General features: G+C 33.2%; 15 protein-coding genes and 1 tRNA gene. 7 read left to right on the top strand and 9 right to left on the bottom strand.

Features of this window, described 5'->3' with window-relative positions; all coding sequences use genetic code 11:
* Genes OEM44_04545 through OEM44_04520 form a run of 6 tightly spaced genes read right to left on the bottom strand, consistent with a single transcriptional unit; the run spans position 1 to position 6,630 of the window.
* Positions 1-1,359 carry a TldD/PmbA family protein gene (locus OEM44_04545; GenBank protein MDH3516068.1) on the bottom strand — a complete coding sequence of 453 codons (1,359 nt, stop codon included), beginning with the start codon at positions 1,357-1,359 and terminating at the stop codon, positions 1-3.
* A complete protein-coding gene (gene cofH / locus OEM44_04540) occupies positions 1,360-2,616 on the bottom strand; it encodes a 5-amino-6-(D-ribitylamino)uracil--L-tyrosine 4-hydroxyphenyl transferase CofH (GenBank protein MDH3516067.1) in 1,257 nt (418 codons plus the stop codon).
* The gene (gene cofG, locus OEM44_04535) at positions 2,613-3,782 is read right to left on the bottom strand and encodes a 7,8-didemethyl-8-hydroxy-5-deazariboflavin synthase subunit CofG (GenBank protein MDH3516066.1); all 1,170 of its coding nucleotides are present in this window, start codon (positions 3,780-3,782) and stop codon (positions 2,613-2,615) included. The genes cofH and cofG overlap by 4 nt, the downstream gene beginning before the upstream one ends.
* 42 nt (positions 3,783-3,824) lie before the next feature.
* On the bottom strand, positions 3,825-4,964 hold the full coding sequence (locus tag OEM44_04530; protein MDH3516065.1) for a trypsin-like peptidase domain-containing protein: 1,140 nt from the start codon (positions 4,962-4,964) through the stop codon (positions 3,825-3,827).
* Positions 4,965-5,001: 37 nt separating this feature from the next.
* Positions 5,002-6,210 (bottom strand): glycosyltransferase, encoded by a 1,209-nt coding sequence (locus OEM44_04525; protein MDH3516064.1) that lies wholly within the window; start codon positions 6,208-6,210, stop codon positions 5,002-5,004.
* A gap of 6 nt (positions 6,211-6,216) precedes the next feature.
* The gene (locus tag OEM44_04520; protein ID MDH3516063.1) at positions 6,217-6,630 is read right to left on the bottom strand and encodes an SRPBCC family protein; all 414 of its coding nucleotides are present in this window, start codon (positions 6,628-6,630) and stop codon (positions 6,217-6,219) included.
* A 169-nt stretch (positions 6,631-6,799) separates the two neighbouring features.
* Between OEM44_04520 and OEM44_04515 the strand changes: the two genes are divergently transcribed.
* A complete protein-coding gene (locus tag OEM44_04515) occupies positions 6,800-6,997 on the top strand; it encodes a hypothetical protein (GenBank protein MDH3516062.1) in 198 nt (65 codons plus the stop codon).
* Positions 6,998-7,036: 39 nt separating this feature from the next.
* Positions 7,037-7,366, top strand: a complete 330-nt coding sequence (locus OEM44_04510) for a tRNA-binding protein (protein ID MDH3516061.1) — start codon at positions 7,037-7,039, stop codon at positions 7,364-7,366.
* Between the two features lie 137 nt (positions 7,367-7,503).
* Here OEM44_04510 and OEM44_04505 read toward each other — a convergent pair whose 3' ends face one another.
* The gene (locus OEM44_04505) at positions 7,504-8,064 is read right to left on the bottom strand and encodes a TATA-box-binding protein (GenBank protein ID MDH3516060.1); all 561 of its coding nucleotides are present in this window, start codon (positions 8,062-8,064) and stop codon (positions 7,504-7,506) included.
* A 121-nt stretch (positions 8,065-8,185) separates the two neighbouring features.
* Here OEM44_04505 and OEM44_04500 point away from each other — a divergent pair, with 121 nt between their 5' ends.
* Positions 8,186-9,316 carry a DUF1512 domain-containing protein gene (locus tag OEM44_04500; protein ID MDH3516059.1) on the top strand — a complete coding sequence of 377 codons (1,131 nt, stop codon included), beginning with the start codon at positions 8,186-8,188 and terminating at the stop codon, positions 9,314-9,316.
* A complete protein-coding gene (locus OEM44_04495) occupies positions 9,313-9,498 on the top strand; it encodes a hypothetical protein (protein ID MDH3516058.1) in 186 nt (61 codons plus the stop codon). The genes OEM44_04500 and OEM44_04495 overlap by 4 nt, the downstream gene beginning before the upstream one ends.
* 143 nt (positions 9,499-9,641) lie before the next feature.
* On the opposite strand, the gene map is transcribed toward OEM44_04495, so the two are convergent.
* Positions 9,642-10,538, bottom strand: a complete 897-nt coding sequence (map, locus tag OEM44_04490) for a type II methionyl aminopeptidase (protein ID MDH3516057.1) — start codon at positions 10,536-10,538, stop codon at positions 9,642-9,644.
* Between the two features lie 144 nt (positions 10,539-10,682).
* Positions 10,683-11,825 (bottom strand): NAD-dependent malic enzyme, encoded by a 1,143-nt coding sequence (locus OEM44_04485; GenBank protein MDH3516056.1) that lies wholly within the window; start codon positions 11,823-11,825, stop codon positions 10,683-10,685.
* A 302-nt stretch (positions 11,826-12,127) separates the two neighbouring features.
* Between OEM44_04485 and OEM44_04480 the strand changes: the two genes are divergently transcribed.
* From OEM44_04480 to OEM44_04470, 3 genes are all read left to right on the top strand, one after another.
* A tRNA-Pro gene (locus OEM44_04480) sits at positions 12,128-12,204 on the top strand.
* Between the two features lie 142 nt (positions 12,205-12,346).
* Positions 12,347-12,592: a hypothetical protein gene (locus tag OEM44_04475; protein ID MDH3516055.1), complete on the top strand. Its 246-nt coding sequence runs from the start codon at positions 12,347-12,349 to the stop codon at positions 12,590-12,592.
* Positions 12,593-12,926: 334 nt separating this feature from the next.
* Positions 12,927-13,631: a DsbA family protein gene (locus OEM44_04470; protein ID MDH3516054.1), complete on the top strand. Its 705-nt coding sequence runs from the start codon at positions 12,927-12,929 to the stop codon at positions 13,629-13,631.
* Positions 13,632-13,828: the final 197 nt, after the last annotated feature.

Below are 13,828 nucleotides of genomic sequence, written 5' to 3'. Positions count from 1 at the left end.
CTAAATATTGTTGACTGATATGTTTTCTACTTTAATTGATGGTGTTATTGATGGAAGTGATGCCCATTGAATTGTATTTCGTGTATTGTCTCCGATTTCTGAAATGTTTTTCAACAATATTGGAAGATTATGTATTATTCTCACTGATTTACATGCTCCTTTGATTTCACCGTTCTTGATTACTCTGATTCCACTTCTGGCTGTACATGAAAAATCTCCTTTGATTGGATTAATTGCATATGTGTACCATAGTCTTCCTACAACTAGACCGTGTTTTGTATTTCTTATCATTTCTTCTTGTGAACTATTTCCAGAATCAATTTTGAGATTATGTGGAGCTGAAATTGGTATTGGTTCTGAACTCCTCCCCAATGGAGATCCTATTCTTAAACCATTTCCTGTAGATTTATCCCCTTCTTTATAGCTGTCAAAAAGATTTGAAAAAGTATTTTTGAAAACCCCTTTCTCAATTAAATTATTTTTCCTAGTTTCCATACCTTCATCATCTATTGATTTAGTTCCAATTCCTTCTGCAATATGTGGATCATCAATCATGGTAAATTCGTTAGTTGCAATATCTTTCTCAAAATCCTTTGAAAAACAACTTTTTTTTTCTGAAACTGTTTTAAAATTAAAATTTGGTGCTACAACAAATGCAAGTAATTCTCCAACAGAATACGGTTCAAAAATTATCGAATATGTTCCAGAATCAATTTTTTGTGGATTTATTGATTCTATACACATATTTTTTGCATTATTTCCGATTTGCTCTATATCAAAATTTACTAGTGTTCTTCCACAATCATATCCAATTCCTGATACTGGTGTTCTTCCATGTTCTGATTCTGCATTTATGATTCCTGAAATGTATGTGGCTTTCTCCTCATAATACAATCCGTTTGAATTTCTTAATTCAAAATCTTCTGATACAATGTTAAGTGATCCTGTAATTGTGTCTATTTTATTATTATTGGATGAATTTATCATACTTTGTGCGATATCAATTACTTTTGAACCTGAAATCTGCTCTAATTCTTTATCAAACGTTCCCTTGAGTATTTTATGATGTACTGAATACGGTAATCCTTTCCAAAATTCTCTGGATTTAAGATTTGTCAATGATTTTAATCCTTCATCTATTGATTTTTCTATCTCTTTTTCATTTGTAGTTTGAACTGCTGCAATTTTCTTATCTTGGATTAGTCTGATCCCAAAATCTCTGTTAAAATTTTCTTTGATTTCTACAATTTCTGAATCTGTAATTCTGACTGTGATGATCTTTTTTTTAACACTTGTTATTTCACATTCATCAACTTCTCTTTTTTGTGAATGTTTTAATGCCTTTTCTAAGGCAGACAATTACTCGCCTCTTGGATTTTTATATTTGAATTTTTTAATTTTTATTAGTTCAACATACGAACCAAACTGCGAATTTTTTACTTTGTCCAATTTTTCATCCGTTTCATTTTCGTCCTCAAACTTTTTTAGAATTTCATAATGTGTGTTTCTTTCAGCTGGAATTCTTCCAATCTCTCTTACTCTTCTCTTAATCTCTTTTGGTCTTAACAACTGACCATGTTCGGATCCTGCTGATGTTGAAATACTTTCATTGATTAGTGTTCCTCCAAAATCATTTGCTCCCCACATAAGTAATAACTGTGACATTTTTTGACCCTCCTTTACCCATGACATTTGAATATTGTTAATGTGATTATTTAGCATAATCCTTGCAATTGCATGTGTGAGTAATACATCATTACCACTACCGCCCTGTCTAATTCCTTCATGTATTTGGTGTTTGTACATTGGTGCTTCTATATGAATAAAATTTAGAGGAACAAATTCTGTAAATCCTCCTGTTTCTTTTTGAATCTCTCTTAATTTTACAATATGTTTTACTCTGTCTTCTAGTGTTTCCAAATGTCCAAACATCATAGTTGATGTGGTGTTAATTCCTATCTTATGTGCGGTTTTGATAACTTTTTCCCAATCTTTGACGCTAATCCTTCCTGGGGATATCTTATCTCTCAACTTTTGATCAAGAATTTCAGCTGATGTACCTGGAAGTGTGTTTACACCTGCTTCCTTCATTCTTTTAAGAAAATCTTCTATTGATGTATTTGATCTTGATGCTCCGTATAAGATCTCCTCTGGAGAAAACCCATGAATATGAATATCTGGTATTTCTTTTTTGATTTCTCTACAAATATTTTCGTATAATTGACCATCCATATCCGGTGGTAGTCCTGCTTGGATGCAGACTTCTGTTGCACCTAATTGATATGCTTCTTTTGCTCTTCGTACAATCTCTTCGGTTGGTAGAAAGTAGCCTTCTTCTTCTCTAAAATCTCTACTAAATGCACAAAACCCACATTGTTTGATACAGACATTTGTAAAATTGATATTTCTATTTACTACATATGAGACAATATCTCCTACTCTTCTCTTTCTTAATTCATTTGCAACCATTCCTACTAAATGAAAGTCTAACCCTGTAGTTTTGTATAACTCCAATCCTTCTTCTGTTGACACTTCTTTTTCTGATAATGCCTTGTCTAAAATTTCAGATACAATTGGGTCTGCATTTTTAAAAAGTGCTTCTATGTTATTTATCATTTCCAATACTCCTCTTTTACTAGTCCCTCATCATTTTCAATTGTTATCATCTTGTCTCTTAACTCTTTACTAATAAATGAAAAAAATTCGGGATATACTGGGAATCTGCATTTTAATTCAAATCCTACTTTTTTGGAATTCTTATCGACATCATTGATTTTTGGCCAAGAAAATTCAGGATTTACAAAATCTGGAGTAAGTGGTGAGATTCCACCCCAATCATTAATTCCAACTGATAAGAAACTCTGATATGATCTCGGAGATAAGTTTGGTGGGATTTGTATGTTCATTTTTGGCATGATTATTCTTGTTAACGCAACCACTATCTTGAAATATTTTTCATCAGCTGATGGTTCATTTTTCATTAAAGTGTCTTCTTTAGGTTGAAAATTTTGTAAAATAATTTCTTGAATATTCCCATATTTTTGATGTAAATGTTTTATTGCAAATATGGAGTCTATGATTTCATGCATCGTCTCTCCTATTCCTACTAGTATTCCTGTAGTCATAGGTATTCCTAATCTTCCAGAGTTCTCTAGCACTTCTAATCTTGCTTTTGGTCTTTTACTTGCTGCCAAATAATGCGGCATTCCTCTTTTTGTTAATCTCTCGCTAATGTTTTCAAGCATTATTCCCATTGATACATTTGATTTCTTTAACTCCTTCATCTCTTCAAAATTTAAGTTTCCTGCATTAGTGTGAGGGAACAATCCTGATTCCAATGCTAGTTCTGATGCATGAATTAGATACTCTGCCGTTGAACTAAATCCATTTTTCTTTAACCAATCTCTTGCTTCTTGATATTTTTGTTCTGGCTGTTCACCTGTAACAAAAAGTGCTTCAGTGCACCTGTATTTTTTTGCAAGTTGTAGTAATTCTGAAATTTGTTGTTTTGACATTAGAGAAAGTTTTTGTTCTCCTGGCTCAGATTTGTATGTGCAATATGAACAGGTATCTTTACAGAGATTAATTATATTGAAAAATGCTTTTTTCGAAAATGTAACTGAATTCTTCTTGAATTTCTCTCTCAATTCCTGCGCAGTAGAAAAAAGTTCATCAGGATTCTCTATTGAATTTTTATACACTTCAATGATGTCTTGCTGTGAAATTTCTTTATCCTCTAAAACACGACTTAATTCCTCAGAGTCTAAAATAAGATCATTCAACAGAAAGGATTCTTACAAAGTGGTATTTATGCTTGTTTTGTTTTAATTACCATTTGGTCTTTCTTGAAGTACTATTATTACGTTTGTTGTTCTACTGTCTCTGAGTATTTCTAAAACCATTTCATCCCCAACTGACTTTGATCTTTGTAAGTGAATCAGTATGTCGTCAATCTTTCTGACTTCAATTTTGTCAACTGATAAAATAATGTCTCCTCCAATTGGATATTTTATTCCTTCCACCTCAATAGTTTTCTCAGATCCGATCAAACCTGCTTTAGCAGCTGGACTATCGTCTACTACAGTTACAACTAAAAATCCTATGGCATCTTTGAGATTCAAAATTTTTGCTAGATCAGGATCTATGTCTCTTCCAGCAATCCCGATCCATGGATGCTTGTATTCTCCTTTTTCAATCAGTGTTGGAACAATTTTGGCAATTGTTTGCGATGGTACTGAAAACCCTACACCTGTAAATTCCCCAGTAGCTGATTGAATTGCAGTGTTTATTCCTACAACATCTCCTCGCATATTTAGTAGTGGTCCACCTGAATTACCAGGATTAATGGCTGCATCTGTTTGTATTACATCTGGAATTGAATATCCTAAACCTGAAGGAAGTAATCTTCCCAACTGACTTACAATTCCTGAAGTCATAGAACCTGATAATCCAAATGGATTTCCAATTGCAGCTATCTGTTCTCCAACTTTAAGATTTGATGAATCTCCTAGTGAAAGTGGGTGTAAGAGACTCAAATCTGCATTTACTTTGATCACTGCAATGTCTGTATATTCGTCAACACCGATGATTTCTGCATTATATGATCTACCATCAAGGAATGTGACTGCCATTTTTACTGCATTTTTAATAACATGAGCGTTTGTTATTATATGTCCTTTTTTATCAAACACAAAACCTGAACCAACCCCTCCTACTCTCTCACTTGTATCATTTCGTTGTACATTGACTCTTACTACTCCTGATTCTGATTTTTCAAAAATTTCAATTAGCGATAACCCCGAATAATTTGGCGATATTTCTGCTAATGCACTAGATGTATTTTCTTTGCTAATTACAATATCTGATTTTTGTGATATTGGCGGTGAAACAAATAGTGCCGCAACAATGACTACAACTATTGCTGCTCCAACAACTCCACCTACAAATACACTTGATTTGTCCACGATTTTTTAATTTCTTGTTTTCTATCTAAAAGGCTTGCTATACACTGATTGAACTTTGAGTATGATCTTTCATTGAATAATTTCTTCCTCTCCATGAAACTGATGATGATTTTTTTGCCTGAAGTAATCCGCTCAAAAATCCTAAAACCACCACCAAACCTCCTAATGGGGCAAATAATGCATGGATTAATCTTAATTCGAGTAAAAATTTGGTTTCAATAATTGCAGCCACATAAATCAAAAATGATGCAAGAGCTGCTGCAACACAAAGCATTTTTGCAGATATTGTTTCTGCAGGTAAAAGCACTGAAGTTACAAATATTGGAAATGGCACAAACAACAAAAATAATGTTGCAAAGAAACTTCCTATCGCAATCTTTTCACTTTGAAGATACAGAGGAACCATTAATCTTTTTAATGCATTCCATAACGTGATTTTATCTCGTGCCCAAACAGCATGAATAAGGTGCTCTCCTCTAACTATTTTTATTTTATATCCAAGATCCTTTGTTTTTTTACCAAGTGCACCATCTTCAATAATTTCGTGTTTTACTCCTTCATGCATTCCTATCTCATCATATGTATTTTTTTTCATGATGAAAAAACTTCCAAAGAAATATGCTGTTTTCTTTGAAGGATTGTTTACATTTAGTGCAGAAAATCTAGTGTGTAAAAATGTGGATATCATTGGAAGTGATATTTTTGTCCAAAAATCAAATGTTAACATTTTTGGAATGGTAGACAATGCATCTAAATTAAATGAAATTAAATGTGCTACTGCTAACGATATGGTATTTTTAGAATGTTTTGTGTCTGCATCTGTAAATAACAAAAGTTCTCCAGTTACTTTTCTATATCCTTCCATACATGCCCAGTTTTTACCCATCCATCCTTCAGGTTTTGGTCTTGCAGACACATGAATTATTTTGGAGTTTTTCTTAGCATATTGGCAAATTATTTTTCCTGTAGAGTCCTCTGATGAATCATCTATTACTATGATCTCATAATTTTCATAGTCTTGTTCTAACAATGATTCTAAACATTTTCCTAGAAACTCCTCCTCATTTCTTGCTGGTAGAATAACTGAAACTTTGGGAGTTGATCTGGACGTATTCTCAAATTTATCTAGATATGGTGTTAATTTCACTGATTCAATAATGGATTTGATGAGAAATATCCAAGCTCCAGAAATTCCAATTAAAATTGCCGTTAATCCATAATTGAAAAAATCTAAAATTATTTCCATATATTATCACTCTGCTTCTTTTTTGATGCTTTGCATTGCTTGTTCTGTACCACTTTTGATGTGATTTTTTATAATTCCTGTAAACATTCCCATCATACCTGATAATTTGACATCCCAAATTGTACGAAGTAAAGTTTTTTCTCCTTTAGGCATTAACACAATAATCTTTTCTCCGTTTATGATGCCTTTTGTAAATTTGACTATTATCTTTTCTTTTGGTTCAAGTTTAACCTCCTGTAGGCATTTTTGATCTCTGAAAACTATTGTAACTTCTCTGTTGATGATGTTTGCGTCTTTGGATATGTTTCTAACTTCTTTTGTTCCTTTCCAAAACTTTGGTTCATTATCCATGTCTGAAACAATATCCCACACTTTGTCTACTGAGGCATTAATTTCCACCTCAACTTCTATTGTAGCCATGTTTTATACTAATTCCGCATTAAATATATTAGATTCCTGTACGACTTGTAGTAGACTGTGATGGGCAACATGCCTAAAATCCGGAACAGTAACTCCAGTTCCAATGGCGTTTGCCACTCTTCCGTCACAGTCACTTTAAATTTAAAAGAAAATGAAACCTACAAAATACATGCCAAAAATTGAAACTTTTGATGGTGCTGGGTTTTGGAAAAATGCGTATGCTCATCAAAGAGGGAAATTACTAGCAAAAGTTCATGTTCCTGAAGACCAAATAATCGAACTTGTCAACAAAAAATACATGGAAATGCCGGCAGCATTAAGATATGAAATTGAAACTTCTGGGATTAACAAAAAGGAATTACAATAAATTGGAAATTGATTTTAAGCGGGAAAATTAGGGTTTATTATGTTGACTATATCGTATGATGACTTTGCAAAGATCGACATTAGAGTTGCAAAAATCATTGCAACTGAACCCATAGAAGGTAAATCCAGGATCGTTAAAGGTCTAATTGATTTGGGAAATGGTGATCAACGTGATGTGATAATTGGTGGTGCACAATACTATAAACCTGAAGATATTGTGGGTAAAACCGTCATTGTTGTTGCAAATCTTGAACCAAAAAAGATGGCGGGAGTTGAATCAAATGCAATGTTACTGGCAGCTGATGTTGATGATAAGCCCTTTTGGTTAACTGTGACAGAAGATGTTCCTCTTGGAAGTCCAATAAAATAATTTATTTATTTTTTGAAAAGTAATTTTGAATAGTCTAATTCCAAGATCAAGATTGATCTTGGTTTGTACCTTGTCTATGTTGCTATGTGTTAATTCTTTGAGTTTTAATTAAATAATATAATATTGATTTTATGCGATCAGTCATAAATCATCAAATCTTTTTCTTCGAGTAACGCATGCAAATTATTTACTGATCTATATACATCTGGTTCTTGTTTAGCACCTGTACAAACAAGTTTCCCTGATGAAAATAACAAAATTACTGTTTTTGGGTCTAGCATTCTATGAATTAGTCCCGGAAACTGTTCTGGTTCATACATGCTTCGTGGCAATGTTCTTGCTGCTTGCTCTAAGTGAATCTTTCCACCTAAATTGATTGAAGCTACAATGTTTTGAATTGTAACTACTGCGTCTTTTTTTACTTTGATGCCTCCTTTTCTGAGTTTCTGCACAACTGTTTTCACTGCTTTTCTTGCCATTTCTTCAGATTTGGAGCCTGTACATACCATTTTACCTGATGTGAAGATCAATGTTGCCGTTTTTGGAGTTTTTAGTCGAAAAACCAGTCCTGGAAATTGATCTGGATGATACTCCACATCTGGAAATGTTTTTGTAATTTCATTCAAATCCATTTTTTGCATAACGTCTGCGGATGCTACAACATTTTCCACGCTTATGATAGGTTTTGTTTGTGGCATATTCGGATTTTTTTATATTTGAACTATAATAAAAGCACTCGCCATTATTTTGACTCTTGTTATTCATTTTTTACTATTTTTTACCCTTCTGACGAATGGTTTAATTTGGAATTGGCAGGTGATGAATTTAGTGAATTTTACAAATTTTGATTTTGATCAATTGTTTGCAATGAATGATGAAACAAATCCTATAATGATGCTAATTTGGATCCTTCCAATAGTTCTTTTTATTTTTTATGGTCAAAGAATTCAATTACTTGTTACTTCTAATGAACTCAATAAAGCAATCAAAAAACTAGATGGTTTTAGATCCGAATCTCGTTCTGAATTAATTAATTATGTAAAAAATAATTTGAATCCAAAGAATGATCCTACAAAAAAAATTGATCAATTTTTAGATTATTTTACAATCATGCCAGTTGATATGGATCCTAATGGTATAGTTGACAAAGTTAGACATACTGTTAGATCAAGAGAGGACTATAGTAGAGAACATGTAAAATTACTTTCTCCAGAAATCAATAATTATGAATTAGCCAAAGTTCAAACTTTACTTGAAATATCTTCCTCATTACAAATGATCTATAAAATAATCAATCACATGTTTCTGACTGCAAAAAAACAAAACAATTATCCGCTGATTTTACCTCTACAGATGATTCTCCCATTCATAATGGAACAGGCAGAGGCCATGAGGGATGCAATTTCTCCATTTAAACTGGGTCAACCAATTGGAGATGGAATAGGTCCAATGGTTGTCGGAAAAATGATGTTAAATAATTCCAAAGAATCAATCGCATTTCAGACCAGTCTTGCAAAAATTGATTTCGAGGATAGAACATTATTTCTTTTAAAAGCTGAAGGACCTAGCTCTACAGTGGGTAGGCCTGCTGATGCATTGGAAAATCTTATTTCTAGAAACAAACTTGATGCAATAATTATGATTGATGCTGCATTAAAATTGGAAGGTGAGGATTCCGCATCTGTTGCAAGAGGTTTTGGTGCGGCAATAGGTGGAATTGGAACTGAAAGATTTCAGATTGAAGATATTGCCACATCTCATCAGATACCAATCTTTTCTATTGTGATTAAACAATCTGTAAAAGAGGCAATAACTTTGATGACAAAAGATATAGCTGATACTGCAGATAATGCCCGCTCACAACTCTATGAGATGATTCGCGAAAATACTAAACCTGGCCAATCTCTGGTGATAATTGGTGTAGGTAATACAGTAGGAGTTCCACAATGAATTTCTCAAAGAAAAAAAAAATTGTTATGGCATTTACTGTTGAAAAATGTACTAAATGCAATGCTATGAAAAAACGAGCATTCTCAGAGGGTGATACATTATTCACTATGTCTTCAAAATGCATTTCATGTGGTAATCTCACTAGTATTGAAAAAATATTTGGCGAACCTTTAGATGGATGATTGGATTATTTTGTTCTAAATTTTACATTACATGAAGGACAAAACCATGATATGCTCTCTCCTTGTTCTTTGAACATAAATCCCCCACATTGCGGACAAGGTCTTACTTCATCACTCAAATTATCTCATGTACTTTTGTATTTTTATTGGATCTGAGTTGTAACTGTTGCCCCGTTTTCATTGGGTATGAATGTATGTTCTGCTTGAGCAACTTTTTGTTCGTTTACTTCGATCAGAATTGGATATGCTTGAACAGCTTTCTTGTTAATTAACACATGTAATAATTCTCTTGCTTTCTTTTCTTCCCAATCTTTTACTAGCCATCTCAAAGCAAATGGCAGCATGTTAAAATTATTCCAAATAAAATCCAGAAGTTTATCTGCTTCTTCGTTCTTTGTTTTCTTTCGTGAATTAAGCGCAAAAATATTTTTTATTTTTCCGTTTCTTACAAACCCTCCTCCTTGTTCTGTTGTTACAAATGGTTCACATGCATAGGCTGAATTCTCTGAAAGTGAAAATCCCCCAATTGACCAAATATTTGGAATTGATTTTCCCGCATGTATTGTGTATTGATCCAATGAATGTCCACTAAGGTTTGCAATTGGTTTGAACCCTCTTTTTTTAATTGTAGTTTCTATGGTACGTCCAATATCGCTTGCCTTGACTCCTGTTTTTACCATGGACATTGCATTTGCCAATGCCTCTTCTGCGGCTTGAACTAGACTATCAAACTGTACGTCGTAACAGACAGTAACCGCAGTATCTGCAATGTACCCATTAATTTGTGCACCAAGATCAATCTTTATCAAATCTGTGTCTTTGATCGTGATAGGATCATTTGGCTCTGCAGTATAATGTGCAGCAACCTCGTTGATACTTGCATTTACTGGGAAAGCACATCCTGCTCCTCTTTTTTTAATCTCATTTTCAACTTCCTCACAAATATCATAAACTGACTTGCCAACCCAATTCTTTTTTCGAACCATCTCTCTTACTTCTGATGCAATCTTACCTGCCTTGATATATTCCTCGATTACCATATTTTCGCTTTTTTAACTACCTTTAAAATGATTATCTACCGATTTGATTTGAGTTATTATATGCACCTAACCTCCACATTGGGCTTAATTTGAGGCTTCCCTTCAACTTGTAAATTCAATCTTTTAAATTCAGTATTTGAAATACTAGATATTTGTTAAAGATTTGGTAATATTTTTTTGTAGGTTTTTGTCATTGATTGAGGGAATTATGTGATTTTCGGCAAGCTTGTTTTTTGGTACAGTATTGGCAATTGCTAAAGCAGTAACGTATAATATTTCTAGAGTTACCTTTTGTATCTTCAAATCTAATATTGACCTCATCAGATACGGAAAAACCAGGGCATTATTCACCTTGTTTTCATATCTGAAGCTTCCAGTAGCAACTACACTTGCACCATATTTTTTTGCCATATTGGGATCTATCTCAGGTTCGGGGTTTGTAAGTGCAAATACTATTGGACTTTCATTCATCTCTTTGATCATTCTAGGTTTTAGGAGATTCTTGATTCCAGATACTCCGATGAATACATCTGCTTTTTTTATTACATCCTCAAGATATCCTACTTCTTTTTGATTTGTAAATTGCGCAAGTTCTAGTTTGTATTTGTTCATGTTGGTTTTTCTTTTTTTATGTATTGCTCCTTTGGAGTCTAGCACAATGATATTTTTACAGCCAGCAAAATTTAACAGTTTGGCAATACCATACCCTGCAGAACCTGCACCAACTATTACTACTTTGATCTCTGATATTTTTTTACTCATTATTTTTAGCGAATTTATCATGGCTGCTAGAACCACAATCGCTGTTCCGTGTCTGTCATCGTGGAACACTGGTATTGATAGTTTTTTTACAATTTCATTTGAAATATCAAGCACCTTTGGTGATTCAATGTCCTCTAGGTTTATTGCACCAAACATAGGTTCTATCGCAATTATTGTATCGATGATTTTTTTCTTGTCAGTAGTGTTAAGGCATATTGGATAAGCGTTAATTTTTCCATATTCTCTGTACAACACTGACTTTCCCTCCATTACAGGCAACGCCGCATCCGGACCAATATCACCTAGTCCTAAGATTCTAGTTCCGTCAGTAATTATTGCAACATTATTTCCCTTGGTGGTTAAATGATATTTCTGATTGGGATTGTTAAGAATTTCCTTACATACTGTTGCTACGCCTGGGGTGTAAATGAGTTGCAAATTCTCATTTGTTATTTTGGGAATTTTGCTTTCAATGTAGATTTTACCTTTTAGTTTTTTGTGAAGTATGATGGCATTTTTTGTCATATGTTAACTAAAATTTCAATGCTAATGAATTTTTTATCTATGATGAGTGATCTTTTAAATCCCTTTAATTTCCAGGCAAGTATGGATTATGTCTCCATAATTATGGCCACATGCATGTAATGATCAATCGAATTTGAACCATGAAATAATAGTAAATTTTATTGGCATGAGATTGGGATTATTACAATTCATTAGATTGATACATTTTATTTCTTAAAACTCTAAAAACAGCAATAATATCTTCAAAATTTGCTCAAATTATTATCTGTGAAGCTTAAATTGGGCAATTTTTATGGCATACTGGGATCGTGGTCTAGCTTGGTATGATTCTGCGTTTGGGACGCAGAGGTCGAGTGTTCAAATCTCTCCGATCCCACCATTTTGTTATCTTATAAAGAAATTATCTTCTAGATTAATTGCCGAGCAATGAAGATGAGTTAGAGTAATGACTTTAAAATGAAGTAAACTAATGGCACTGAGCTCCGGCATGTTTTTATCGATTTGACATCATTTTGATTTTATTGAAATTTGAAAGGCGAGAAATTGTTTTGATTGTAGGTCTCTTTCTATTTATGATTGGTCTGATTCCATTCATGGCCCCTGTTTATGCAGCTATCATAGTAATTCTTATGTATTTTGGAATTAAACTCTACGTTGGAAAAAAGCGCAAATCCATACGTGCAGATGTAGGTGAGGGCATATGTATGGAATGTGGTTCTAAAATTATCAATAAGATGTGTTCAAATTGTGATTGCTCCAAAGAATAATTTTCTTAAGTGTCTTAAAACTAAAAAATTAGATTATTTTTTTATCCTTTTAAAATATGTGATTACGACGATAATGGAAATGTCTATGTACATACAAATCAAATTGAAGATGCAAAAAAACCTTTAAAATAATACTTGTACTATATTGAAACCAAAATCTTAGATACAAGAAAATCCTTTTTATATCAATTCAATGCCTTATTAAAACTACCAAGAAATACTATTTAGCTAATTTGCTTGTAGTGCGTAATTTCTCAGTTATGCTTTGGAGAATAATATATGTAATTCATTCTTTTTGGATAAATTCTTTTAATACCCACAACAAATTGACGGTATGGGAAAGAGAAACAGAAAGACAAAACCTTCTGAAAACTCAAAAACCAAGTTCATAATAATTGGAATAATTGCAGTAGTGATTGCTGTGGGTATTACTGCAGCTGCAATGAATCCAGATTCGATCAAGGCAGACAATCCTAGAGCCACCAAACTATCATTAGATACAAGAAATGGCTCTCCTGTTCTAGGAGATCTATCCTCACCTGTCACCATTATAGAATTTGGTGACTATCAATGCCCGTTTTGCAAGAGATGGAATGAGAATACCAAACCTGTAATAGTGCAAAACCTAATTGAAACTGGCAAGGTAAGTCTCATCTACGTTGATTTTGCCATTATTGGGCCAGACTCTATAACCATCCATGCTGGAAGTTATTGTGCAGCGGAGCAAGATCTATACTGGGAATATCATGATTTTGTATATGCAAATCAGGGACATGAAAATGATGGTTGGGCAAATTCGGAGAATCTAAAGTTGTTGGTGACTGGAATTAATGGTCTTGATGTAGATTCATTCAATGAATGCCTTGACTCTAAAAAATATGAGCAACAGGTAAATGAGAACAAAAAAATTGCATCAGATGCAGGGGTAAGATCTACTCCAACATTCATCATAATTCCTCAAGAGGGACAAGCTGAAATGATAACTGGCGCACAGCCATATGGAACATTCAAGGTACTTGTTGATGAGATGCTTGGATGAAATTAGATCGTTATAAAGAAATTCAGGCTTTTGATTGTGTTTCATTTATTGGATTAAAATCTTTAACTGAGTCTGGTTTTTTACCAATCCTTTGATTTTATCTAATATTTAACGCCTTTTCTATTCGGATCAATCCTACGTGTCATCTAAATACCAAAAAATTGTAATTTAGACATGAAAAATCCACAAAAAGTCAT

The sequence above is a fragment of the Nitrosopumilus sp. genome (assembly GCA_029862745.1).
Lineage (GTDB): Archaea > Thermoproteota > Nitrososphaeria > Nitrososphaerales > Nitrosopumilaceae > Nitrosopumilus.
Note: the sequence above shows the minus strand (reverse complement) of the source record. Positions and strands in the feature narration are given on the sequence as shown.

Bases quoted from the DNA above. Each gene is read 5' to 3' on its own strand.
- cofH (MDH3516067.1), bottom strand. From the start codon at position 2,616: ATGATAAATAACATAGAAGCACTTTTTAAAAATGCAGACCCAATTGTA.
- OEM44_04525 (MDH3516064.1), bottom strand. From the start codon at position 6,210: ATGGAAATAATTTTAGATTTTTTCAATTATGGATTAACGGCAATTTTA.
- OEM44_04520 (MDH3516063.1), bottom strand. From the start codon at position 6,630: ATGGCTACAATAGAAGTTGAGGTGGAAATTAATGCCTCAGTAGACAAA.
- OEM44_04515 (MDH3516062.1), top strand. From the start codon at position 6,800: ATGCCAAAAATTGAAACTTTTGATGGTGCTGGGTTTTGGAAAAATGCG.
- OEM44_04510 (MDH3516061.1), top strand. From the start codon at position 7,037: ATGTTGACTATATCGTATGATGACTTTGCAAAGATCGACATTAGAGTT.
- OEM44_04505 (MDH3516060.1), bottom strand. From the start codon at position 8,064: ATGCCACAAACAAAACCTATCATAAGCGTGGAAAATGTTGTAGCATCC.
- OEM44_04500 (MDH3516059.1), top strand. From the start codon at position 8,186: ATGAATTTAGTGAATTTTACAAATTTTGATTTTGATCAATTGTTTGCA.
- OEM44_04495 (MDH3516058.1), top strand. From the start codon at position 9,313: ATGAATTTCTCAAAGAAAAAAAAAATTGTTATGGCATTTACTGTTGAA.
- map (MDH3516057.1), bottom strand. From the start codon at position 10,538: ATGGTAATCGAGGAATATATCAAGGCAGGTAAGATTGCATCAGAAGTA.
- OEM44_04485 (MDH3516056.1), bottom strand. From the start codon at position 11,825: ATGACAAAAAATGCCATCATACTTCACAAAAAACTAAAAGGTAAAATC.
- OEM44_04470 (MDH3516054.1), top strand. From the start codon at position 12,927: ATGGGAAAGAGAAACAGAAAGACAAAACCTTCTGAAAACTCAAAAACC.